This window comes from Ensifer sp. LC163, assembly GCF_001695855.1.
In the GTDB taxonomy this organism is placed as follows: Bacteria; Pseudomonadota; Alphaproteobacteria; order Rhizobiales; family Rhizobiaceae; genus Ensifer.
In genome coordinates this window covers 1-23,792 of sequence record NZ_MBSS01000028.1, presented here as the reverse complement: position 1 = coordinate 23,792, position 23,792 = coordinate 1, and the positions used below count along the sequence as shown (strand labels likewise).

Below are 23,792 nucleotides of genomic sequence, written 5' to 3'. Positions count from 1 at the left end.
GTCAGCCTTCCAGAGCCTTTCCTGTCTCGATGTCGAAGAGATGGGCGCGGGAGAGGTCGAAGCTCATGCGCACGCTTTCGCCGGAGCGAAGGGGGCGCGGATTGAGCATGCGCGAAACCCAGTCGCGCCCATTGAATTGGATGAACACCAGCGTCTCGTTGCCGAGCGGTTCGGTGATGGTGACGGGCAGCTCGACCTCGTGCACGGCAGCGGCATCGCCAGCGTGAAGGCCGTGACCCGTGGGGTAGATATCGTCCGGGCGCAGGCCGAACGTGACTTTCTGGCCAGCACGGAGTGCGCCGACAAACCGCGGCGGGATCGGCAGCCGAACGCCGCTCGCAAACACCAACTGGCCATTGTCGACCACCGCCTCGTCCATGTTCATCGGCGGCGAGCCGATGAAGCCGGCGACGAATTTCGTCGCGGGCTTCTGGAACACCTCTTCCGGCGTTCCGACCTGCTCGATATGGCCGTCGCGCATGATGACGATGCGATCGGAAAGCGTCATCGCCTCGACCTGGTCATGCGTCACATAGATCATCGTCGCCTGCATACGGGCATGCAGCTTCTTGATTTCGGTGCGCACCTGGGTGCGCAGCTTCGCGTCGAGGTTGGACAGCGGCTCGTCGAACAGGAAGACGCAGGGCTGGCGCACGATCGCACGCCCCATCGCCACGCGCTGGCGCTGGCCACCGGACAGTTGTGACGGGCGGCGCTCCAGCAGATGGCCGAGATCGAGGATGGCCGCAGCCTCCTCGACGCGCGCCTTGATGTCATCAGTGGAGCGACCGGCGATCTTCAGCGAGAAACCCATGTTCTCGGCGACCGTCATGTGCGGGTAGAGCGCGTAGGACTGGAAGACCATCGAGATGTTGCGGGCGCGTGGCGGCAGGTCGTTGACCTTGCGGCCGCCGATCTCGATGGCGCCGCCGCTGACGTCTTCGAGGCCGGCGATCATGCGCAGCGTCGTCGACTTGCCGCACCCCGACGGGCCGACCAGCGCGATGAACTCGCGGTCCTTCACCTCGAGATCGATGCCGTGAACGACCTCGAGCGCGCCATAGCGTTTGACAAGTTTCCTGAGGGTAACAGGAGCCATGAATTTATCCTTTCACCGCGCCGAAGGTGAGGCCCGAAACGAGGTGCTTTTGAATGATGAAGGTGAGCGTGAGGGCCGGAACGATCATGACCACCGCGAGCGCGCACATGCCGCGCCAGTCGATCGTGAACTCGGCGGTATAATCGAGCAGCCCGACAGGCAGGGTTTTCGAGTTGACCGAGCGGGTGATCTGCGAGGCCAGCGCATATTCGTTCCAGGATGTGAGGAAAGCGAAGATGCCGGCGGACGCAATGCCGGGACCGGCAAGCGGAAACTCCACCTGCCAGAAGGCCTGCCAGGGTGTGCAGCCGTCGATCTGTGCGGCTTCGGCCAGATCCTTCGGCACCTGGCGGAAGAAGCCGTCGATCAGCCAGATGGTGAAGGGCACGTTCAGGGCGACATAGGTCAGGATCAGGCTGAAATGCGTGTCGATGATCCCGGTGCGGGCATAGATCATGAACAGCGGCAGCGACAGCGCGATGCCGGGCACGGCCCGTGTCAGCATGAAGCCGAGGAAGATCGCCGACTTCGCCTTGAAGCGATAGCGGGCAAAGGCATAACCGCCGGCCATGCCGATCGCCAGAGCGATTACCGTCGACGTAACGGAGATGATCAGCGAGTTGCGGAAATAGTCCCAGACGGGAACCCCGCCCTGCCCGGCGCCGGCGAACATGGCGCGGTAGGCGTCGAGCGACAGGTCTTCCGGAATCCAGACCGGTGGCTTCGCCATGATCTCCACCGTCGGTCGCAGCGACGACAGCACGATCCAGAGGCCGGGCAGGCAGATCACCGCCATTGCGAGAAACAGCCCGATCAGGTGCGCCGCCTTCAGGAGGCGCCGGCGCAGGCGATGCGAAGAATTGATATCCATTACCACTCGGCTCCGATCTGCTGGCGCGCGGCGGCGAGCTTGCGGAAGAAATAGACGGTGAAGACGATCGACAGCAGGATGGCGACATAGGCCATGGCATTCGCCATCCCCATGCGCGCATCGGCGTAGGCGGTGCGGCCGATCAACGTCCACAGGAGTTCTGTGCGCTTGGCCGGTCCGCCATCGGTCATGATTTTCACGATGTCATAGGCACGGGCGACGTCGAGCGAGCGGATCGTCATGGCGATGAAGGCAAACGGCATGAGATAGGGCCAGGTGACGTAGCGGAAGGTCTGCCACGGCGTGCAGCCGTCGACATGCGCCGCCTCGACCGGATCCTTCGGCATGGCCAGAAGACCTGCGAGAATGAGGATGGCGAAGACCGCGGTCGACGACCAGACCTCGGCAATGATGATCGAGATCAGCGCAAGGTTGCCGTCGATCAGCCAAGGGATGGCGCGGTCCGTCAGCCCGAGCGACTGCAGCGCGTTGTTCACGAAACCGATATTGTCGTTGAACATGAACTTGAACTGGAAGCCGACGAGCACCGGTGAAAACATCATCGGGAACATCATCACCGTGCGCAGCAGCCGCTGGCCATGGGTGGCCTTGTTGACGAGGAGCGCCAGGCCGAGACCCAGCAGCATCTCCGTGTTCAGGGCAACGGTGAGCAGCAGGACGGTACGGCCGAAGGCAACCCAGAAATCCCAGTTGCTCAACACCGTGATGTAGTTGCGCAGGCCGACGAAGATCCAGAGCGTTTCAGGCTTGGTCAGCCGAAACGGCGTGAAGCTCGAATAGAACGAAAAGACGAGCGGCAGCACGATGACCGCTGCCAGCACGACAAAGGCCGGCAGCAGCAGAAGGACCGGCGCGGACAGTTTCTTGAGCTTCATCAGGCATTCCTGAGGGTGACATCGCAGCGCCGCACGTCAGACATGACGCGCAAAAGACGCTGCAAGGTTTTAAACTTGCTGCATAATTTCTCCCCAACCGATCCCGATCCGGGGAATTACGCAGTAAATGACGAAGGCGGCGCCGACACCCTGGTATCGGCGCCGCCTTCCTTATCTGCGATCAGAGCTTTCCAGCGTCTTCCAGGATGCCGGTTGCCTTTTCGGCAGCGGCGTCGAGCGCCTCCTTCGACGTCTTGTCGCCAAGGATGGCGGCCTGGAGTTCAGGATAAACGGCGTTGGAGATTTCGATCCATTCCGCCGTCTGCGGAACCGGGAATGCGTGCTTTGCCGCTTCCTGGAAAGCCTGCAACACCTCGGTCTTGTAGGCGTCGCCTTCGGCGGCCTTGATGTTGTACTCCCAGACGGCGGTGCGTGTCGGCAGCGGACCGGTCGCCGACTCGAGCTTCTGGCTGTCCTCGTTGGTTAGCCACCAGACGAGCGACGCAGCCGCTTCCTTGTTGGCGCAATCCTCGGTGACGGAGAAGCCATGGTGACCGGACCAGCCCGTGCGCTTGCCCGACGAGCCCGCCGGCTGAACCTTGACGCCGACATTGCCGGCGACCTTCGACGACTTCGGGTCGTTGAAGAAGCTGGCCCAGCCAGGCCAGTCGAGATTGACGGCGATCGAGCCGGAGGCGAAGCCCTGGCCGAGATCATCCCAGAGATAATTGGTCGTGCCCGGAGGAACCGCCTTGTCCTTGTAGAGCTTGACGAACCAGTCGAGGGCCTTGACGCCAGCTTCGGAGTTGAAGGCCGGACGGCCGTCCTTGTCGAGATATTCGCCGCCCTCGGCGACCAGCATCTCATAGAAGCGGCCGTTGATGGCCTCTTCCTTGCCGGCGAACTGCGTGCCGTAGAAGTTCGGCGGTGCTGCGAAGAATTCGGCCTGGTCGCTGACCTGGGCCCAGGTATCCGGCGGTGTCAGGTCGTAGCCGTACTTTTCCTTGAAAGCGGCCTTCTTAGCGTCGTCCTGGTAGAGGCTCTTTTGATAGTAGAGCGCCGATACGTCGAACTGGGCGCGCGGAAGCATGACGAGCTTGCCGCCGAGCGTCGAGGCGTCGATCACCGCAGGCACGAACTTCGCGACCTCTTCCGGCGGCAGCAGCGCCAGCAGGTCGGTGTAGATATCGGGATATTGCGGCGCGAAGGAAGAATGGTTCGAACCGACGCACCAGCTGATGCCGCCGGTGGCGATGTCCGACTTGATCTCCTTGTCGAGTTCGAAGTGATTCTTCTTCGACAGGATGTTGACCTTGGCGCCGGTCGCCTTTTCCCATTCCGCGATCCGCTCATAGAGCTTTTCGTATTGCTGTCCGCCGATCAGCTTGGCGTCGATGGTGACGCCTTCGAACTTGCCGGGCAGTTCCGCGGCATTGGCCGCTCCCACTGCGCTGGCAAGCATGATGACTCCGGCCGAGACGCCGGAAAGCAGCCTGTTCATAACCTCTCCTCCACTGAAGCGCGCCCTCATCCCGGCGCGCATTTCTCATTTGTGAGAAACTAATTCATATACAAACAACAATTTTATCACCCGTCAAGGGCCAACTTTCTTTTGTCGGCGGCTTTCTCTGCGTATATGGATATGGATATTCACTAAGGAGGACGCCCATGGACACCGAAGAGTCCGATCGCTACCGCGCCCCCGCGCTGGACAAGGGACTTGATATTCTCGAGCTGTTGGCAAGCGTCGATGGCGGCCTGACGCAAGCGGAAATATCGAAGAGGCTCAACCGCAGCCCGAACGAATTCTACCGGATGCTCGACCGGCTCGTGCGCCGCGGCTATGTCACGCGCATCGATGGCGATCGCTATTCCCTGACGCTGAAACTTTTCGGCCTGGCCCAGCTGCACGCGCCGGTGCGGCGCCTCGCCTCCTATGCGACGCCACTGATGCGCGATCTTGCGCAACGGTCGAAGCAGGCCAACCAGTTGGCCGTGTTCGATCGAGGCTCGGCCGTGGTCATTGCCCAGCAGGAAGCACCTGATTACTGGGGAATCTCCATCAGGGTCGGCTCACATATCAGCCTGTTCGATACCGGCTCCGGTCACATTCTGCTCGCCTTCCGCACGCCCGAGGAGCGGGAGATGATGATCGCCGAGCACGCGCGCAGCAAGGACGAGATCTCGCTTGGTCCGGAATTCTATGCACGCCTCGACCAGATCCGCGAGCGTGGCTACGAAATGATGGCAAGCGCGCAGACGGCCGGGGTCTACAACCTCTCGGCTCCCATTCTTGGTCCCGATGGACGTGGCATCGCGGCGCTGACCATCCCTTATATCGCTCTGGTCAACGCGCCGTCTGCGCCAGATATCACCGAGACGATCTCGCTCTTGCGTAGCGCGGCGACACAGCTTTCGGTGCTTGCGGGCTCGGATGTGGCGCAATCGCCGGAATGAGCAGGCAGTGGAAATACAGTCGGCGCTTGATGTCCGCGATCGCGTTGCATGGACAATTTCTTATTTGAATGATCTCTTCTCATGTGAGAGTGTGAAGCATACGGAGGAGGCCGCATCGTGATCGTCGATACCCATCTGCATCTCATCAACAAGTCCGCGTTGACCTATCCATGGCTGGCAGGCGTCCCGGCGCTTGATCGGGATTTCCTTTATTCGACCTATGAGGTGGAAGCCCGGCGTGTCGGCATCGATACGGCGTTGCACATGGAAGTCGATGTCGATCCTGGCGAAATGGAGTTGGAGACCTCCGAAGTTCGGCAGCTTTCGCAAAGGACGGACAGCCTGCTCAAGGGCGCGATTGCCGCGTGCCGTCCGGAGGAAGTGGGCTTTGCGGCCTATCTCGAACGGCAGCAGGGTGATTCCCTTGTCAAAGGTTTTCGCCGCGTTCTACACGTGGTCGCCGACGACCTGTCGGAAGGTGCTATCTTCCGCGAAAACATCAAGCGGCTGGCCGGCAGCCGCTTTACCTTTGATCTCTGCGTCCTGCCGCACCAGATCCCCAAGGCCATCGCCCTTGCCGATCTCGTGCCCGATTTGCAGTTCGTGCTCGACCATTGCGGCGTTCCCGATATTCGCAGCGCTGCCGAGCATCCCTGGCGTGAGCACATGAGCGAGATCGCTGAGCGGCCGAATGTGGTCGCTAAGATATCCGGCGTCGTCGCCTATGCCGACGAAAGCTGGAATGTCGAAACGCTTCGACCTTACGTCGAACATACGATCGCCGCCTTCGGTTGGGATCGGGTCGTCTGGGGCAGCGATTGGCCCGTCTGCACGCTCGGCGGCAACCTTTCGACCTGGGTTGCGACCACTCACGCGCTGCTCAATGGCTGCAGCCCGCACGAGCAGACAAAGCTGCTTTCGGCAAATGCGCGTCGGATCTGGAATCTTGCGTAGAGGGCGCGAACGCCCCAAACAAAGGCGAAACCGCTGGCTGTGGAACTTAAACGCCGGAGATGGGCAATCCCATCTCCGGCGTTTGTCTTCATGCGGCCGTGAAGCTTTCAGCGAAGAGCCGGTTGAGATCGTCGACGACCTGTCGCGCCTTCTCCCTGCGCAAGAGCCCGCTGTTGATGCGGTCCGAGGCCGCCTGCTGGAACGGCATGTAGCCGTCGTGTCGGGGACGCACCCAGGCGGTTTCGAGCGTCACACGGGTCGCGCGATAAAAGTCGGATGTAACTGCGTTCACCGCACCGTCGTCCCAGGCGTCGCCATGTCCCGGCTGTCCTCCGCCAAAGGCGTAGGCCTGACGCTGCACTTCACCGCTAGCAACCCAATAGGCAAAGTTGGTCGCAGCCTCGATGGACGCGGAGAAGGCAGAGACGGCGATGCCCGTTCCGCCAAGCGCGGAACCACTCGGGCCATGCTGGCCGGAGACCGGAATATCGCCAAACCGGATCAGCGACGGCCGGAAACCGGCGATCGAGTAGCTGACATAGCCGTAGATCAGCGGCGCGCAGACGACCGTTGCCTCCGGGGCTGACATCGCCTCCAGCACCGCGATCGGATCCATCTCGAAGCATGCGGGATCGATCAGCGAGACAAGCTCCGAAAGCATTTCGAAGGCAACCACGCCTCCGTCACGGTCGATGAGGTCAGCGTGTCCACCCACCGCGCAGGGGTGACCGAGATTGCCGCAAAGCGTGTAGAAGCTCATCAGCGAATGTGGTGGCCGCAGCGGCAGCAGAACCCTCCCCTTGCGGGCGAGGTCCAGCATGTCGGACCAGCTCGAAACACGATCGCCGAGATCCGGGCGCCAGGCCTGGACCTGCGTCGCCGCATCGATCGGAAAGGCCCATTGACGGCCGTTCCAGGCGTAGCTCGGATAGGATTGCCCAACCGAGCCGGCTGCAAGCGCCTGACGTTCAGCCTCCCGACCGGGCACATCGAGGGAGGCAAGGCACCCTTCATTGGTGATCTGCCCGACATGCGGATGATCGATGACGATCAGATCGTATGCCCTCGCGAGTTCCTCGACCGGATAGGTCTCGAAATCCTGCAGCGACCGCTTCTCCCAGTGGATAGTGACCCCCGTCTTTTCCTGCCAGAGCCGAGAACAGGCCACCATCGGGTCGTAGCCGCGCGGATGGCTCCATGTCATGCCCTTGAGAGTGACGCTCATAGGCCAAACTCCTCGCGGATCGATGCACTGTGTTCGCCGATCCTGGGGGCCGCGCGATCGACCTGGGCACGGCGACCATTGACCCTGAGCGGCGAACGCGTGGTCAGGATCGACACGTCGTCTCCGCGGTTGACGGTCTGCAGCATGTCGAGAATGCGGAAGCCGTCGCTCTCCAGCAGTTCGTTCCAGTTGAGCACGCGGGCGCACCAGATGTCGGCCGGCTCAAGTACGGCAAGCCAATGATCCACTGTGTTATCGCCGATGCGCTCGGCAATCAGCGCTTTGATCTCGTCGCGTGCGGAGAACCAGGACGATGGGTCATCGCAATAGGGAGCGAGTTGCGGCATCTCCAGCAGCTGGGCGAGTTTGGAGATCGGCGTCATGGCAATGGCAAGATAACCGTCCTTGGCCGGGTAGACGCCATAGGGAGCCGACAAATAGGCGTGGGCGCTGCGGAAATCCGAGCGCTTCGGCAGCCGCCTGCCGTCGTTGAGATGGGTCGTCAGCACCTCGAACTGGAAATCGACCAGGGCTTCGAGCAGGCTCGTCTCGATCAGGCTGCCCTTGCCGGAGATGCCACGGCGGACGAGGCCGGCAAGAATACCCTGCGCGGCGGCCGCGCCGGCAAGCATGTCACCAATGGCAAGGCCGAAGGGGACCGGGCCTTGCGCTTCGTCGCCGTTCAACCACATCACGCCGGAGCGGGCCTGCGCCAGCAGGTCCTGACCGGGTCGCTTGACCCAGGGACCTTCCTCCCCATAGCCACTGATCGAGGCGTAGACGATGCGCGGGTTGATCGCCCGAACGGCTTCGTAGTCGAGGCCGAGCCGTTGAATGACGCCGGGGCGGAAGTTCTGGATCAGGACGTCGGCCCTGGCGAGCAGCGCCTTCAGCGCCGCCACATCCGCTTCGTCCTTGAGATCGATCGCCAAACTTTCCTTGGCGCGATTGATCGCGTGGAAGATCGTGGAATCGCCACCGATCTCGGTGTCGCTGAGATAGAGGCGGCGCGAAAGATCGCCGCCATCCGGGCGCTCGATCTTGATGACGCGCGCGCCGAGGTCCATCAGCCTTAGGGAGCAGTAGGGACCGGAGAGAAACTGGCTCATGTCGACGACGACAAGACCGGCCAATGGCAGTTCGTTTTCCTCGTGCATCGCTGTTCTTATTTCTCTGTCTTGCCGACGAAGTCGGCCGGATTCTTGTACTTTACCGTCTGCAGATGCTCGCAATAGAGCACCAGCTCACCCTCGTTCTTGAAGACCTGGTAGCTGGCCCGGATCAGCCCGAGTTCCTTGTAGCGCGGTGTTTTGTCCATGTTGGTGCGGATCGTGTAGATCGTGTCGCCCAGAAAGACCGGCTTGATGAAGCGCAGCTTGTCATACCCGTAGGAGAAGGCGTTGACGCAGTTCGTGGCGACGAGGCCGAGACCGGCCGAAAAGACGAAGGCACCGGCCACCAGGCGACGGCCGAAGATGCCTTCGCGCTCGGCAAACATCTGATCCTGGACGTAAGGATGGATGTCGACGACCAGCGTATTGAACAGGTGGCTGTCACTCTCCGAGATCGTCCGGCGCAACGAGCGTATGCGCTGGCCGACCGGCCAATCCTCGTAGAACCAGTTTTCCGCATTCCACACGGGAAGGGCAGCGTGATCCTCCGGCATGTCGGAGGGGCGCGTCGTCGAGACGCCGACGGTGGGTGAAAATTCATTCATGAGGGAAGCCTGCGCCGGTTCGTGCCAGCACTCGCAGCTGGCGATTGTCGGTGGGGCGGTCCAGGCCGCGATGGCGCGGTCGTTGGGTCATATATCTCCTCCAAGAATTTTCTTATGTAAAGATACTGTTCACATATGGAGGCGATTTGCAAGATACAACATGGCCTGGAGGCGCCAGACGTTGCGAGCCAGCCCGCGACAGCCAGCGCGGCTGGCGGCCAGACTCCAAAGCTTGTGCCGTAGATCGAAATGTTGCGCAGTCGGCGCATGTGAGGACAGGCGGCCCTGAGAAACAAAGGCGAGTGCGAGGCTAGCGCACGGTCTCGCGGGTGTGGGCAGTTTTGTCGTCAGGACGCTCTGCAGCTTTTCGGTCAAAATCAGGCTGCGTCTCTTCCTTGACCTCGGCCTCAAGCCAGCCGACGACGGAGAGGACAAGAAAGGCAGATCCGACTGCGAAAGCCGCAATGATCCAGTGGCCAAAGCCGAGGGCGAGGCCAATGGCACCGGCCAGCCACAGACTGCTGCCGGTCGTCAGGCCCTGAACCTGTCCGCGCGCGAAGATGATGGTACCGGCGGCCAAAAAGGCGACACCGGCGGTGACGGCTTCGACGACTCGCAATGGGTCGATCTGGACCCGTTGGTCGAAGAAGCCTTTCATATAGACGCTTTCAAGCGAGATGATCGCAAAGGTGCAGGCGGCAAGGCACACGAGCATGTGCGTCTTGAGCCCGGCCGGGCGGGCTTTCGCCTCGCGCTCGAAACCGATGAGCGCGCCCATCATCAGAGACCCAAGCATGCGCGCGAAGATGACCTGATAAGGAATGTGGGACGGCGGAAACATGTCTGCTACGATTTGCTCCATGCGAAACCAACGCGAACGCTTCGCATTGGTTCCACCGGTCGGCGCCGCCTTCCGCCCGGTGAGCGGCGCCTGCGAGCGGCCTGTCCCTGCCCGCTCGTTTCGGTGAGGCTTGGCCTTAGTTGCCGAGGGCTACGAATGCGGCATCCAGCCGTTCCTGCGCCTTCTTCGGGTTTTTGGCGCCCTTGGCTGCGGCGAGATTGGCGGGGCTGTCGCCGACCTGAACGACGCCGACCATGCCCATGCCATAGTGCGGCGTGCATTTCACGCCGTAGACGCCGGGGGCGGTGAAAGTCACCTTGTAGTTTTCGTTGATCTTGCTCTTGAAGGCTTCGGCACCATCCGGGATCATGCCCTTGATCGTTTCGACATTATGCCCCTTGTCGGTCGGGATGAAGGTAACCGTGTCACCGGTCACAACCTTCAACGACGCTGGTTCAAAAACCATCGCGCCGTCCTTGCCCTTGTTGAGCATGTGCACTTCGAAATCCGCGGCGGTTGCGGGCGCAGCGACAAGCATCGCCGCCATTGCGAGGCCCAATCCGCTCTTGATTGCTTTCAACATCGTCTTCTCCGTTTGACCGAGCAGCCCGTGCTTGGGTTGTTCGCCGCAGTGATAGTCCGAAGGCGGCGCGTCCAATTTGATGCGCGTCAAATTGGACGCGGTTTCCCGCTGCGGCGAATTGACAATACATAGGAGTCCTATATAGATGCCCACATGGCAACGGACACGAAAACATCACCAGCAATCATCGACCGCATCGGCGACGGGTTCGCGCGGATCGCGACGGCCATGCGCACCGAGGCATGGACGGCTGCCGACGTGATCGGCCTGAACCCGACGCAGCTGCAGATCCTGATCTTCCTGGTGGGGCGTAGCAAAACGGGCATGCGGGTCAAGCAGATCGCCGCCTATCTCGGCGTCAGCCAGCCGACGGCGACGGATTCGATCAACGCCCTGACGCGCAAGGGTTTCGTCGAGAAGCTTGCCGATCCGTCGGACGCCCGCGCCGTAGCGGTGGCCGCGACCATCGAAGGCGAGGCGGCCGTGCGCCGCGCCGGCATGATCGCATCGGCAACAGATGATGCCTTCGCGTCGCTGTCGGCGCTCGAACAGGAAGACCTGCTGCTGCATCTCGTCAAGATCATACGCACGCTGCAGCTGTCCGGCGCCATCCCGGAACAGCGCATGTGTGTGAACTGTCGATACTTCCAGCCGAACGTCTATCCGGATTCGAAAGAACCGCACCACTGCGCCTTCGTCAACGCACCATTTGGCCAGGCCGCATTGCGCATCGATTGCGGCGAATACGAACCGGCGGACGCGTCAAGCCAGGCAGCCGCCTGGAAGATCTTCAACCGCGGTGCGGCCTGAGGCCGGGACAAGATGCGATGAAGGACACCAGCCGCCCATCATCTGTTTCGACCGATGCACGGGGCGCTGCCACGCCCAAGCCTGCAGACGTCTGCACCAAGACAAACTTCTTCGGGACCAAAGAAACCAGCGCACTCAAACGTGCTTTTTTGGCCCCGATGATGTCGGCGCCGGTCCGTCGACTGCCATCGGCGGACCGGCATTTTCTCCCTCCACGCAAATAGAAAGAGAAAACCATGAGCAGAATTAATCTAGTTGACCCCAAGACGGCAACCGGCGCCAGCGCAGAACTGCTGGGCAACATCCATGCGGCCTTCGGCGCGACGCCGAACATGTTCAAGGCGGTGGCCAACTCTCCGGCAGCACTTGCAAGCATGTGGAGCTCGTTCGGTGCCCTCGGTAACGGCCGGCTTGGCGCCAAGCTCGGCGAGCAGATCGCCGTCGCCGTCGCCGACCGCAATGATTGCCACTATTGCCTGGCTGCCCACACGGCGCTTGGCCGCAAGGCCGGCGCGACCGCGCAGGAAATGGCCGACGCCCAGCGTGGCCACTCCAGTGATCCGAAGACGGCGGCGGTGCTCTCGTTTGTTCGCGTGCTGGTAGAGAGGCGCGGCCAGGTGTCGGATGCCGACATCAAGACATTACGCAATGCCGGCTTCGACGATCAGGATATCGTCGAAATCATCGCCCATGTGGCGCTCAACCTCTTCACCAACTACGTCAACGTGGCGCTGGCCGTGCCGGTCGATTTCCCCGGCGTCAAGCTTGTGCGCGAAGCTGCCTGAGAAACCGCCGGGCAGGTGTGCCTGCCCGGCCCCTCCCAAAGGAATGGCCTCATGATTACCGCTACACCAAACCAGGCGCCGGAACTGGATGTCAGCAACTGGTCCAACACCACTGTGCCGCTCAGCCTCGGCATGTTGCGCGGACGCGTCGTCTTCATCCACGCCTTTCAGATGCTTTGCCCCGCCTGCGTGTCACACGGGCTGCCGCAGACCCAACGCGTGCAGCGCCTGTTTCGCGACACCGACCTTCAGGTAATCGGTCTGCACACGGTCTTCGAACACCACGCGGCGATGGGGCCGGAGGCTCTCAAGGCATTCATCCACGAATACCGCCTGACCTTTCCGATCGGTGTCGACGCTGCATCGCCCGAGACGCCGATACCCAGCACGATGCAGCGCTACGGCATGCGCGGCACGCCCACGACCATCATCATCGGCCGTGACGGAACCGTTCGCCACCATCGCTTCGGCATCGAAGACGATCTCCTGGTTGGTGCATGGCTGGCAACAGCCCTTGCAGAACCGCTGCCGGCAACGACGGCGCCGCTGGACCTCGCCGGCTGCACGACTGACGGCTGCGCAATTCCCGATGAGATTTCACGTCGAATAGAGACAGGAAAATGATGACACTGAGATCGGCCCAGGTGATCAGGCATGTTCATTTCGAGGATCTCGGCACCTTTGCCGTTCCCCTTCGCCGCACTGGCTACGAGATAGAGTACCGCGATGTCGGAACCGCCGATTTTCTGGATTTCGCGCCGGATGCCCCCGACCTCGTCGTGGTACTCGGCGGCCCGATCGGCGTCTATGAGGACCAAGCCTACCCGTTCCTGCAGCGGGAGATCGATGTGCTGGCAGCGCGGTTGGAGACAGGCCGGCCGACCCTCGGCATCTGCCTTGGCGCGCAACTGATTGCGCGCGCAAGCGGCGCGCCGGTCTTTCCGTCCGGGATCAAGGAGATCGGTTTCGAGCCGATCAGCCTTAGCGAGGCTGGCCGCGTTTCTCCGCTTCGCCATCTGGGTGGAGTGCCGATGCTGCACTGGCACGGCGATACCTACGATCTTCCCGCCGGCGCAACTTTGTTGGCGTCGACCTCAAAGACCGTGCAGCAGGCGTTTTCGATCGGCAGCACTATTCTCGGGCTTCAGTTTCACCCCGAGGCGGAGACGGGCGCAGCGTTCGAGCGATGGCTGGTGGGCCATGCCTGCGAACTAGCGGCGGCAAACGTCGACATCGGAAAACTTCGCGACGATGCCGCGCAGTTCGGGGCGTCGCTGGCGACCGCCGCCGGCACGATGATGACGGCATGGCTGGAGCAATTACATGCGGCCTGACCAAGCAAAGCCGATCGCTCTCGATGCACTGCTGGTGGGCGAATTGAGCGCCATCGACGAACGCGGGACGCCCAGCGGCATCGACAAGAAGCCCGTCTCCGGGACATTGCACCTGTCGGCGACCGGATTCGCTGGCGATCATCAGGGCGATCTCAAGCGGCACGGCGGCATCGAGAAGGCCGTGCATCACTATCCCGCGGATCATTATGTCGCGTGGAGGTTAGAGCTCCGGTCGGCAACGATCCTCGATCTCCCGGGAGCGTTCGGCGAAAATCTGTCGACATCCGGGCTGACGGAAGACGACGTTGCCGTTGGAGATCGGTTCCGCCTGGGGCGTGCCTTGCTCGAAGTCAGCCAGGGACGGCAGCCTTGCTGGAAGCTGAACAGGCGCTTTGGGCTGACCGACATGGCCCGCCGTGTCCAGCAATCCGGACGCACCGGATGGTACTACCGCGTGATCGAGGAAGGACGCGTTTGCGTTGACGATGCCCTCGTCATGGTCGAGCGTCGATGCCCCACCTGGTCCATCCGGCGGCTCTGGCATTATCTCTATGTCGACACGATGAACCAGGACGCTCTTCAGGAGATTGCCAATCTCGATTTGCTGCCGACGAGCTGGCGCGATTACGCGACAAAGCGGTTGGCAACCCGGAAGGTCGAGGATTGGACGCGGCGTCTTGAGGGCCACAACGAAGGTTAGAATGGCCAATCGGGCTTCCCTGCCCGGCAAAGGTGGAAACCCGCTCAGTGTTAAAGCGTGTCGCGATCTCCAGGATTCGCTTACTGTGCCTTAAGCTCTTGTTTTTGCGCATGTCGTTATCGCAAAACCGCTGCGCACTTTGGCGCGACATGCTTTAGGCGGTTTTCGCCGCAGCCCTGGAGCGGGATCGACGTGCCAGTCGTTGCGCGACCTGATCGGCAACGAAGATGGCATGATCGTTGACCTGCGGCAGTCCCATCAACTCGCCGAATGTGCCGCGAGCCAGCGGTCCAGCGATGAAAAGCGTTTCCTCGCTTTTTCCATCACGGTTGGTGGCGCGGCTTTGTTCGTCGCAGGCAAGGCCGAGGCCGACCATATCCAGTTGCAAATGGCCGGCGTCTGCCAGATCGGCCAGCCAGTTCTGGCTCCTGAGAATGCCTGTATGCGCCGGACCGGTCGTGATCACGCATGCGTCGAACAGCATTTGCTCGCGTTTGCCGCTGTGGCGGTGACGAACCTCGGCGGCAATGGTCTCGCCGTCGTGGTCTATCCCCCCTATTGATCCTCCAAGAACCCGCACGTCGCCATGCTCAAGCCCTTCTGCAATGACAGCGTCGATCTGCGGCGCCACGCGGAAGCGGTGCACATCCCAATAGGGACGCAGGTGGCGAACAAGTCGTTTCCGTTCCGCAACAGGCAGTGCGCGCCAGATGTCACCACCCTGGGTGCGCAAAGCATCGAAGACGGCGTGCCAACTGCGCCCCTCCGCAGGGGCCTGGTGCAGCGCGATGCGCACCCGGCGCAGCAGCGACCGGGCCGTTTGCGGCGGATCGGTGACGAAGTCTCCGAACGGCTCCTGCGCGGTTGTCGCGTGCCCCCTCGACCGCAACCCTCTGCGGGAAATGGCTGTGATCGGCCCGCGGTGGCCGCAGCACCTGAGCGAGGCGATGACATCGGCAGCAGTCAGGCCATTGCCGATAACGAGGACACGATCGTCTCCGCGGATCACGGACAGGGCGCCTCGCAATGTCGAATCGGCGACATATCGCGGGTGACCGGCCAGCACTTTGGCAATGTTTTGAGGAGCGCAGGGTGCCGGGTGAGTCGTGGCGACGATGGCGATGTCGGCCAGTATGTCAGTTCCTCCATCCGTGTTGACCCGCCACTGGTTGCCGATACGGACGATCTGACCCACCCGTTCGCGACAGTGATGGACCTGATCGGCTTTCAGATGCGGAGCGATGAAATCGCTGACATAGCGGCCGAAAACTGCGCGCCGCGGATAGAGATTGCCGTCTTCGGCAAGCGCGCCCGGATCATCGCGCGGCTCGCCTTCAGCTGCCAGCCAACGCAGGAAATCGTCAGGATCGTCAGGTATGAGGCTCATGCGCGCCGCCGGCACGTTGATGCGGTGGGCCGGATCGGCGGTATCGTAGGCAAGGCCCGCCCCTAGCCGCGCCCTCGGCTCGAAGACGACGATATCGACCGCTCGTCCGGCCGTGTTCCTGGCGAGGTTGGCCGCAAGCGCCGCGCCGGTAAATCCCCCGCCTATGATTGCCACAACCGGTCGATGGGATCGGTGCGTCACGATTGCGAGACCTTGAGCTTCGGCCTGTGGTCTCCGGCGATGGTCTCGCCGAACGGCCCGGTATTGATCGATGTTTCCCGCGCGGGAACCGAGTGGCCGAGCGGCAGGTTTGGCAGCACCAGCTCGCCGAACCGATAGGCCTCCTCCAGGTGCGGGTAGCCGGACATGATGAAGGTGTCGATGCCGATCTCGCGGTACTCTTCCATCCGCGCCTTGACCTGATCCGGATCCCCGACCAATGCGGTGCCTGCGCCGCCGCGCACGAGACCGACGCCGGCCCAAAGATTGGGCGCCACTTCGAGCTTGTCGCGCCGGCCGCCATGCAAGCGGCTCATGCGGCTTTGACCTACCGAATCCATGCGCTCGAACACCTTTTGTGCGGCGGCGATCGTCTCGTCATCGACATATTGTATCAGGTCGTAGGCCGCCTGCCATGCTTCCTTTGCCGTCTCGCGCACGATCACATGCAGACGGATGCCGAAAGTAACCTCTCGGCCCTCGGCCTCGGCCAGCGCGCGCACTTCCGCAACCTTCTTGGCGACATCTTCCGCCGGCTCACCCCAGGTGAGATATTTGTCGATCGTTCTTGCCGCCACCTCCTGGCCCTTGCCGGACGAGCCGCCGAAATAGAGCGGCGGATGCGGCGTCTGCACCGGCTGAAACAGCAGCTTGCCGCCTTCGATGTCGAAATGCTCTCCCTTGAAGGTGACGTCTTCGCCGCGAAGCACGGCCTTATAGACGGTGAGAAACTCCTCGGTGACCTCATAGCGCTCAGTATGCGACAGGTGGATGCCGTCGCCCTTGTTTTCGGTCGGGTCGCCGCCAGTGACGACATTGATCAGCAGCCGCCCCTCGGACAACCGATCGAGGGTGGCCGTCATTCGGGCTGCAAGCGTTGGCGAAAGCAAGCCAGGCCGAACAGCGATCAGAAACCGCAGCTTTTCGGTCAACGGCGCGAGCGCCGACGCCACGACCCAGCTGTCCTCGCAACTGCGGCCGGTGGGTATCAACACGCCGTAATAGCCCAGAGAATCGGCCGCCTGGGCGACCTGTTTCAGATAATTCAGATCGACATTGCGCCCTCCCCGCGTCGTGCCGAGATAGCGACTGTCGCCGTGGGTGGGCAGGAACCAGAGAACGTTGATTTTGTCAGGCGTGTTGCCCATGCGAATTCTCCTCGAACACAACAGATGGCATGCGGCAAACACGGCCGACAGCAAAAAATATAAACTCTATAAAATTTATTGACAATAAAAAATCCGACGATCATTTTTAAGTGGAGGAAAAATTTTTCCCGGATTGCGGTTTCACGACCGGGAAGCAGGTCAAATTTTTCGAGGATATTGCCATGAACATCGCTCTTACCGCTTCCAGTGCATTCACGACGCCCAGTCAGGCCGTCAACCGCCCCGTCCCTGTCACGCCATCCGAACTGAAATCTGCAATGCGCAACCTGTCGGGCGGCGTCTCGGTCATTACTGCCGGTATCGGCGACGACCGCACCGGTGCGACAGTGACATCGGCAACGGCCCTTTCGGTCGACCCACCGACGATGATCGTCAGCATCAACCGGACGTCATCCACCTGGCCGGCGATCGAGCGTTACCGGCACTTCTGCGTCAACATCCTGGCAAGCGAGCAACAGCACGTGGCCGAGCGGTTCGCCGGCTTCGGCGGCCTCAAAGGTGCCGCGCGCTACGGCGGCGCTCACTGGCGGACACTCGTCAGCGGCGCTTCCGTCCTTAACGGCGCGCTCGCCGCGATTGATTGCGAAGTCGAGGAGATCATCGAACGCCATAGCCACGCCATCATCCTGGGACGGGTCCTGGCGATTGCCACAGGCGCAGGCGAGCCGGTTCTCTATCACGGCGGCCGTTACGGCAGCTTTCAGCCGTAACGGCAGATGACTGTGTTCGCGCGGGCAAAGAAGATGCCCAATCGGCCGAAGTTTGGAATGGCATCATACCCCGTCGCACAAACGGGGTATTTTTATCTCTATAAAATCCATATGTTTTGAGATTATCGATGCAGGCTCCACGACGGGGCCATCGGCAAACCGTTGAGGAGCATGGCAATGACAATCGCAAGAGGCACCCTTTTGGTATCAACCGCAGCGCTGCTTTTGGCGACGCAGGGATTGTTCGCCGCCCAGGCCGCCGACGCCACGCTGACCATCGGTTATCAGCCGATCGTCGAGCCGTCGCGCGTGCCGCAGGCCGATGGCACCTACGAGAAGGTGACCGGCGCGAAAATCAACTGGCAGAAGTTCGATGGCGGCGCTGATGTCATCGCGGCGCTTGCATCCGGCTCGATTGATATTGGCTATGTCGGCTCGTCGCCGCTCGCGGCTGCGGCCAGCCGGGAACTGCCGTTCGAAACCATTTTCGTGGTCGGCCTGATCAGCGACGCGGAAGCCCTGGCCGTCAAGGGTATAAGCAAGCCGGAAGAACTCGCCGGCAAGAAGATCGCGACCCCCTTTGTGTCGACCGCCCATTACAGTCTGCTGACGGCGCTGAAGCATTGGAACATCGATCCGAAGTCGGTCGAGATCCTCAACCTGCGCCCGCCGGAAATCGCGGCCGCCTGGCAGCGCGGCGACATCGACGGCGCCTATGTCTGGGATCCGGTTCTGTCCGAAATCAAGAAAACCTCGACCGTGCTCGCCACCTCCGCCGACGTTGCCAGGTGGGGTGGCCCGACCTTCGACGCCTGGATCGTCAGCAAGAAATTCGCCGAGGAGCATCCGGATATCGTTACGGGTTTCGTCAAGGTGACCGGTGATGCCTATGCCGACTACCGATCCAACCCTGATGCCTGGGGCGCCACTTCGACGCAGGCCGAAAAGATCGCGCGCTTGACGGGCGCCAAGCCCGAGGACGTGCCCGCTCTCCTTAAGGGGTATTATTTCCCGTCTCTCGAGGAGCAGGCGGCATCTGATCTTCTCGGCGGCGCAACGGCCAAGGCCATTGCCGAAACCTCTGCCTTCCTGCTTGAGCAGGGAAAGATCCCGGCAGTTCTTACTGATTACGGCCCCTATGTCTCGGGACGTTGGGCGCAGGAAGCCGCCAAGCTCTCGTTCTGAGCAAAGTCGTATTGGCAACCGATGGGTCGGCGGTGCACTTGATACGCGCGCCGCCGACCTATCCATCGATCCACGTCGCAGATTATGGGGCCGCACAATGTCCGTGCTTACGCTTGAGAATGTCTCGTTGCGCTACACGCCTGGCGAAGGGCGATCGCAAGCGCCGCTGGTTCTGGACCAGATCAATCTGGATGTTACGGAAGACGATTTCGTTGTGGTTATCGGCAGATCCGGTTCGGGCAAGACAAGCCTGCTCAATCTGGCAGCCGGCTTTCTCGCGCCGACCAGTGGCCGGATCGCCCTTGACGGCCAGTCGTTGTCCGGCCCGGGTTCCGACCGCGCCGTCGTCTTTCAGGACGACGCGCTCTACCCGTGGCTAACGGCGGTCGAAAATGTCGCCTTCCCGCTGCGTCTACGTCGTGTCGGCAAGGACCAGCGACTGAAAGAAGCTTACGCCCTGCTCGAACGCGTCGGGTTACCGGATGCGGCCGACCGCAAGGTCTGGGAGCTTTCCGGCGGCATGCGCCAACGGGTCGGCATTGCAAGGGCCTTGGCCGCGCGGCCTCGGTTCCTGCTGATGGACGAGCCGCTCGGCGCACTGGATGCGCTGACGCGCGTGCGCATGCAGGGCTTTCTCTTGGACATGTGGAAGTCGAGCCGCGCCGGCGCGCTGCTCATCACGCACAGCATCGATGAAGCCTTGATGCTGGCGACGCGGATCGTCGTGCTGACCGCGAACCCGGGTCGGATCGCAAAAATCATTCCGGTCAACTTTGGCCGAGACTATCTCTCTGGAATACCTCAATCCGAGCTGCGCGCCTCTGCCGAATTCAGACGGCTGCACGATGGCTTGACCGGCCTCATTCATTCCGAAGACGAAGGTCTTGCAGCATGACCCTTTCCCTGGAGACAGCGTCCACCGACCTGGAGTCAGGCGGCGAAATCGATACGAAGCCGCAGCGCGCACTGCCCATCCTCTGGATTTCGGCGGCAACGGTCGCCGCGCTGGTCGGCCTTTGGAGCCTTGTGTCCCTTTATGGGCTGGTGCCGCCGCTGTTCCTGCCATCGCCGCTCGCTGTGCTTCGGGCACTGAGCGGCCTGGTCGTGACGGGCTTTGTCGACGCAACGCTGGCCCAGCATGTCGCCGCCAGCCTTTCGCGCATTTTCGGCGCGCTTGGCGTCGCGCTGATCCTCGGTGTGCCTGCCGGGCTGAGCATCGGGACAAGTCGCTGGGGCAAAGGCATCCTCGACCCGATCGTCGAATTTCTCCGCCCGCTGCCGCCCCTTGCCTATCTGCCGCTCGTCATCATCTGGCTTGGTATCGGCGAAGCGTCGAAGATCGCCGTGATTGCGCTTGCTATGCTGCCGCCGATCATTCTCTCGACGGCTTCAGGCGTCAAATCCGCCTCGGCCGACCATATCAATGCCGCACGCGCCTTTGGCGCATCGAGATGGCAGCTGCTGCTCCAGGTGATCTTGCCAAACGCGTTGCCATCCGTGCTCACCGGAACGCGTATTGCGCTCGGCGCCGGCTGGTCGACACTGGTTGCCGCCGAGCTTGTGGCAGCGACACGCGGCCTCGGTTTCATGATCCAGTCGGCGGCCCAGTTCCTGGTCACCGACATCGTCATTGCCGGCATCGTGGTGATCGCCGTCGTCGCCTTCCTGTTCGAAGTCATTGCGCGACTTATCGAGCGGCGGCTGGTGCCGTGGGCGGACCATCATTGACGGACAGGCGCCGCCTTTCCTATGCGGACTTCTGCGTCATCCGGCGCCGCGTCGCGATCAACCGTGCCGCCGCATAGGTCTGCGTAACGATCTCGGGCACCAGATCGATATCGGGCAGGCTGCCGAGACCCAATGGCCCGATCGCGTAAAGATTGACAGTTGGGTGGCCGTCCGAAAGCACTTCCCCCGCCGGGCTGACGGCGAGACCGAGCCCGAGCTCATCCGGCTGCGCCAGACCGCCGGCAAAGAGATTCTGAATGACCGGTGCCTTGAGGTCGGGCGCAGAACAGCGACAGTCGATGACCTGATCGGCTTCAAGCAGATCCTCCTGCAAGGCTCCGGGCCAGCGAACCATAAGCCCATCCGCCCGCCGCCGGCCAGCCCATCCCTTGCGCACGACAGTGCGGTCATCGGCCAGTTCCTGCTGCAGTCGCAGGTGCAACGGTGCCGGCAGGCGATTGCGGTGGCTGTCGTAAATCGAGCGCAGATGGCGGTTGAACTGGCGTTTCTCCTGTTCCGGCAGCGCCTGCCACAGAGAACGCGCACGGCGCCGCAGTCCGTTCATCGCCGCCTGCCAGCTAAGACCGTTGGCTTCCGCATCGACGCAGGCCCGCCGGACGAAGCGGACGATGTCGCGAAGCCTCGTCGGCATCGGATCGACCGGGAAAGTCGGTGCCGCTGCCAGCCGCGTGTGCGACTGCGGCAGGAAACCATGCCGCGATACGATGGTGATCTCGCCGGCATAGCCGTTGTCGCGCATTTGCAGCAGACGATCGACGACACGCACCCCGCTGCCGAGCAGCACCGCATGACGGGGAACGACCAGACGCCGCGCCCTCACCAAGGGGCGCTCCGCGTCCACAACCTCCATTTCAAGCGCGCGGAGGCCGAATCCTGTCGCGAGCACGGCAACATCGCATTCGATCGAGCCTTCTTCCTGCAGCACCGAGAAACGCCCGGACGGCAGTTTCCGCAGCCCCAGCACAGCCTGGCAGGAGAGCTGCATCGAGATATCCGGTCGCCGCGTCAGCGCCTCTGAAAAACGTTGGTAGACATAGTCGCTGAAGATGCTCTTCGGCACGAAGATCTGCTGGAATCCCGGAATGGCTGCAGAGACGGCCGAACGAAAATCCTGGTTGGCACAAAGCCATTCGTTGAAATCCTCCGGCTGGCCTGCGGCCACCGACAGATCGCGCACGCGGCTGTTGAGGATTTCGCCGCTCTGGGGGGCGGCCATGACCTGCCCGCCGCTGATGGTCGGTTGCGGATCAAAGAGATGAACATGAAATGCGGTGCGCACCGACTTCATCAGCGCGATCGCCATCATGATTCCCGAGAAGCCGCGACCGATGACAGCGATACGCGGCTTTGCCGGAGGACCGTCACTGTCTGGCGAAATCTTGGCGAACAATCCGTGGACAGTCATGGGAACTCCCTTGTGGCCTGGCTGCGGTCAACCGGCAAAGTTTGAAACGCATGGCTGTTCCGATCCCGAACATGGACCGGACCTTGGGGTATCGCCCGGCACGGAGATCGGCCGCTGTTGTGGCTGATACCTGCAGTGTCGGGGAATGGTGCCGCCAGCCGCGCCGGCCGGCGAGTAGGTATCCGTTGTTCTGGCTGGCCTGGCGCCTCGGCACATGGTCATCCCTATACGGCATACTCTATAAAATTTATGCGCTATTAAAACGCGAATTGGCGCGGACATCAAGCTCTTTGTGCCGCGCCTTCGTTTCTGGCCGGCAAGCACAGGATGTGGCAGACTGATATCTATCGCCCCGCGGCGGCTCTGCTTTCCCGCTTTTCACCGACTTGGGCAGCGTTCGCCTGGGGCTGTTCGCGCCGCGCGATACCGTTGAGGACCGTCAGCAGATCGTAGCCTCGCGACCAGCGACCGAAACCGCTGGCAACGTTGATGTGCCCGGCGTGACCGAGGTCGACGAGCCGACTGCCCCAGCGGGTCGAGATGTGGCGCAGGCGATCGAAAGACATATAGGGGTCGTTGAGGCTGCCGACGATCAGGCTCGGAAAGGGTAGCGGCTGCTCCGGCATGGCGCCGAACTCGATCGAACCGGGATGAAGCCGCTCCGTAACATCAAGATCGCAGGGCGCCACCAGAAGCGCGCTTCTGATCTGGCGCGCCAGCGGTCGCCGCGCCAGGCTGGCAACGAGTATGCAGCCCAGGCTGTGCGCCACAACGTCCACAACACCGTGACGGAGAATGGCCTGTTCCAGCGCCTCGCGCCATCGCTCGAGCACCGGGTGGTCCCAGTCATCCTGCTCGACCAGGGCCGCCCTCGGCTGGTCGTCCAGCCAATGACGCTGCCAGTGCCCCGCCCCTGAGCCGAAGAGACCTGGAATGATCAAGGTTTTTGCCATGGTATCAGCCTCTTGCGACACGGTCCAAGTGACGGCATGCCCACCATCCGTCGGTCAAACAAATCATGAGGCGATTATGCGAAGGCGCATGGCGCGAGGTAAGCAAGGAATGTTCAATATCTATAAATTCTATAGCATAACTTTCTTCGCCGCCAAATCACATCACCGAGATCGCCGTAGCGACTGCGGAACAATGCTTGAGGCAGAGTGTTTCTTTTGACGCGTATCTCAGCGAAATCAGTTTCGTTTTGGGGCCCCTTGTAGTCAAAAAATTGCGTTGTTGGTGCCGGCGAAATTGATAGTTTGATCTGACACTTCGATGGCGAGTGCGATCGAAGCTTTGAGGGATGGTGCTGTGTTCGGCCAACTCGACAAGCCGGGCGAAGAGCGGCGAGGTTGCCAGCGTGTCGGATAGGTTCGATCCGACCAAGCGGCGCTTCGACGGCACATTGTCGAGTCTGGTTCGAGCTCGATCGGGCGATCGATGGTCTGGCTGAAGACAGGCTGGTCGATCTCATATGGGGACCGCTTCGGTTTGACCGGGCGCATGGAAGAGGTGAACTGGATTTGAGTGCGCATGGCCACAACAGGCGCTGGCGGTTTCGCCAGCCGAGTGTGCTTCCGGGGTTCGGTCTGGCGCTCGGCGTCACGCTGTCCTGGCTGGTGCTGATCATCCTCATCCCGCTGTCGGGCCTGCTCTGGCGCTCGAGCAGCCTCGGCTGGTCGCAGTTCATGACGCTGGC

The 23,792-nt window shown here is 61.9% G+C and carries 24 protein-coding genes and 1 pseudogene; 12 read left to right on the top strand and 13 right to left on the bottom strand.

Translation table 11 applies throughout. The features are described 5' to 3' along the window. Position 1: 1 nt before the first annotated feature. From BC360_RS21645 to BC360_RS21630, 4 genes are all read right to left on the bottom strand, one after another. A complete protein-coding gene (locus BC360_RS21645; protein ID WP_065796870.1) occupies positions 2-1,099 on the bottom strand; it encodes an ABC transporter ATP-binding protein in 1,098 nt (365 codons plus the stop codon). A gap of 4 nt (positions 1,100-1,103) precedes the next feature. After that, positions 1,104-1,970 carry a carbohydrate ABC transporter permease gene (locus BC360_RS21640; RefSeq protein ID WP_065785508.1) on the bottom strand — a complete coding sequence of 289 codons (867 nt, stop codon included), beginning with the start codon at positions 1,968-1,970 and terminating at the stop codon, positions 1,104-1,106. Continuing rightward, positions 1,970-2,866, bottom strand: coding sequence for a carbohydrate ABC transporter permease (locus BC360_RS21635; RefSeq protein WP_065785509.1), 897 nt, complete (start codon positions 2,864-2,866; stop codon positions 1,970-1,972). Before BC360_RS21635 ends, BC360_RS21640 begins: the two co-directional genes overlap by 1 nt. A gap of 181 nt (positions 2,867-3,047) precedes the next feature. Continuing rightward, complete coding sequence (locus tag BC360_RS21630; RefSeq protein WP_065796869.1) at positions 3,048-4,367, bottom strand: ABC transporter substrate-binding protein; 1,320 nt, start codon at positions 4,365-4,367, stop codon at positions 3,048-3,050. A gap of 167 nt (positions 4,368-4,534) precedes the next feature. On the opposite strand from BC360_RS21630, the gene BC360_RS21625 reads away from it, so the two are divergent. Beyond that, positions 4,535-5,323 carry an IclR family transcriptional regulator gene (locus BC360_RS21625; protein ID WP_053252774.1) on the top strand — a complete coding sequence of 263 codons (789 nt, stop codon included), beginning with the start codon at positions 4,535-4,537 and terminating at the stop codon, positions 5,321-5,323. Between the two features lie 117 nt (positions 5,324-5,440). Next, complete coding sequence (locus BC360_RS21620) at positions 5,441-6,277, top strand: amidohydrolase family protein (protein WP_065785511.1); 837 nt, start codon at positions 5,441-5,443, stop codon at positions 6,275-6,277. A gap of 88 nt (positions 6,278-6,365) precedes the next feature. On the opposite strand, the gene BC360_RS21615 is transcribed toward BC360_RS21620, so the two are convergent. From BC360_RS21615 to BC360_RS21595, 5 genes are all read right to left on the bottom strand, one after another. Further along, entirely contained in the window at positions 6,366-7,502 is a 1,137-nt protein-coding gene (locus tag BC360_RS21615; RefSeq protein WP_065796868.1) for an ABC transporter substrate-binding protein, read from the bottom strand. Further along, positions 7,499-8,659: a CaiB/BaiF CoA transferase family protein gene (locus tag BC360_RS21610; protein ID WP_065796867.1), complete on the bottom strand. Its 1,161-nt coding sequence runs from the start codon at positions 8,657-8,659 to the stop codon at positions 7,499-7,501. Before BC360_RS21610 ends, BC360_RS21615 begins: the two co-directional genes overlap by 4 nt. 8 nt (positions 8,660-8,667) lie before the next feature. After that, complete coding sequence (locus BC360_RS21605) at positions 8,668-9,219, bottom strand: MaoC family dehydratase (RefSeq protein ID WP_065796866.1); 552 nt, start codon at positions 9,217-9,219, stop codon at positions 8,668-8,670. A 310-nt stretch (positions 9,220-9,529) separates the two neighbouring features. Further along, positions 9,530-10,081 carry an MgtC/SapB family protein gene (locus tag BC360_RS21600; protein ID WP_065785515.1) on the bottom strand — a complete coding sequence of 184 codons (552 nt, stop codon included), beginning with the start codon at positions 10,079-10,081 and terminating at the stop codon, positions 9,530-9,532. Positions 10,082-10,196: 115 nt separating this feature from the next. Then, positions 10,197-10,643, bottom strand: coding sequence for a pseudoazurin (locus BC360_RS21595; RefSeq protein ID WP_083222676.1), 447 nt, complete (start codon positions 10,641-10,643; stop codon positions 10,197-10,199). 153 nt (positions 10,644-10,796) lie between these two features. Between BC360_RS21595 and BC360_RS21590 the strand changes: the two genes are divergently transcribed. From BC360_RS21590 to BC360_RS21570, 5 genes are all read left to right on the top strand, one after another. Next, a complete protein-coding gene (locus BC360_RS21590) occupies positions 10,797-11,453 on the top strand; it encodes a MarR family winged helix-turn-helix transcriptional regulator (RefSeq protein ID WP_065785516.1) in 657 nt (218 codons plus the stop codon). 236 nt (positions 11,454-11,689) lie between these two features. Further along, on the top strand, positions 11,690-12,238 hold the full coding sequence (locus tag BC360_RS21585; protein ID WP_065785517.1) for a carboxymuconolactone decarboxylase family protein: 549 nt from the start codon (positions 11,690-11,692) through the stop codon (positions 12,236-12,238). 51 nt (positions 12,239-12,289) lie between these two features. Further along, positions 12,290-12,862 carry a peroxiredoxin family protein gene (locus BC360_RS21580; RefSeq protein ID WP_083222675.1) on the top strand — a complete coding sequence of 191 codons (573 nt, stop codon included), beginning with the start codon at positions 12,290-12,292 and terminating at the stop codon, positions 12,860-12,862. Then, a complete protein-coding gene (locus BC360_RS21575; RefSeq protein ID WP_244512830.1) occupies positions 12,859-13,572 on the top strand; it encodes a glutamine amidotransferase in 714 nt (237 codons plus the stop codon). Before BC360_RS21580 ends, BC360_RS21575 begins: the two co-directional genes overlap by 4 nt. After that, entirely contained in the window at positions 13,562-14,272 is a 711-nt protein-coding gene (locus BC360_RS21570) for an MOSC domain-containing protein (RefSeq protein ID WP_065796865.1), read from the top strand. Before BC360_RS21575 ends, BC360_RS21570 begins: the two co-directional genes overlap by 11 nt. A 154-nt stretch (positions 14,273-14,426) precedes the next feature. On the opposite strand, the gene BC360_RS21565 is transcribed toward BC360_RS21570, so the two are convergent. Both BC360_RS21565 and ssuD read right to left on the bottom strand, forming a co-directional pair. Next, positions 14,427-15,833, bottom strand: coding sequence for an FAD/NAD(P)-binding protein (locus BC360_RS21565; RefSeq protein ID WP_413813761.1), 1,407 nt, complete (start codon positions 15,831-15,833; stop codon positions 14,427-14,429). 23 nt (positions 15,834-15,856) lie between these two features. Beyond that, positions 15,857-17,026, bottom strand: coding sequence for an FMNH2-dependent alkanesulfonate monooxygenase (ssuD, locus tag BC360_RS21560; RefSeq protein WP_065796864.1), 1,170 nt, complete (start codon positions 17,024-17,026; stop codon positions 15,857-15,859). A gap of 182 nt (positions 17,027-17,208) precedes the next feature. Here ssuD and BC360_RS21555 point away from each other — a divergent pair, with 182 nt between their 5' ends. The 4 genes from BC360_RS21555 to BC360_RS21540 all read left to right on the top strand — a co-directional run bounded on the left by BC360_RS21555 (position 17,209) and on the right by BC360_RS21540 (position 20,670). Next, complete coding sequence (locus BC360_RS21555) at positions 17,209-17,757, top strand: flavin reductase family protein (RefSeq protein WP_065796884.1); 549 nt, start codon at positions 17,209-17,211, stop codon at positions 17,755-17,757. Between the two features lie 177 nt (positions 17,758-17,934). Then, positions 17,935-18,942, top strand: a complete 1,008-nt coding sequence (tauA, locus tag BC360_RS21550) for a taurine ABC transporter substrate-binding protein (protein WP_065796863.1) — start codon at positions 17,935-17,937, stop codon at positions 18,940-18,942. Between the two features lie 97 nt (positions 18,943-19,039). Further along, positions 19,040-19,837, top strand: a complete 798-nt coding sequence (locus tag BC360_RS21545; RefSeq protein ID WP_065796862.1) for a taurine ABC transporter ATP-binding protein — start codon at positions 19,040-19,042, stop codon at positions 19,835-19,837. Beyond that, a complete protein-coding gene (locus tag BC360_RS21540; protein WP_065796861.1) occupies positions 19,834-20,670 on the top strand; it encodes an ABC transporter permease subunit in 837 nt (278 codons plus the stop codon). Before BC360_RS21545 ends, BC360_RS21540 begins: the two co-directional genes overlap by 4 nt. 19 nt (positions 20,671-20,689) lie before the next feature. Here BC360_RS21540 and BC360_RS21535 read toward each other — a convergent pair whose 3' ends face one another. Next, positions 20,690-22,096, bottom strand: a complete 1,407-nt coding sequence (locus tag BC360_RS21535; RefSeq protein ID WP_065796860.1) for an FAD/NAD(P)-binding protein — start codon at positions 22,094-22,096, stop codon at positions 20,690-20,692. Positions 22,097-22,440: 344 nt separating this feature from the next. Beyond that, positions 22,441-23,049: an RBBP9/YdeN family alpha/beta hydrolase gene (locus BC360_RS21530; RefSeq protein WP_065796859.1), complete on the bottom strand. Its 609-nt coding sequence runs from the start codon at positions 23,047-23,049 to the stop codon at positions 22,441-22,443. A 567-nt stretch (positions 23,050-23,616) separates the two neighbouring features. On the opposite strand from BC360_RS21530, the pseudogene BC360_RS21525 reads away from it, so the two are divergent. Beyond that, a pseudogene (locus tag BC360_RS21525) lies at positions 23,617-23,792 on the top strand (molybdate ABC transporter permease subunit); the annotation flags it as partial.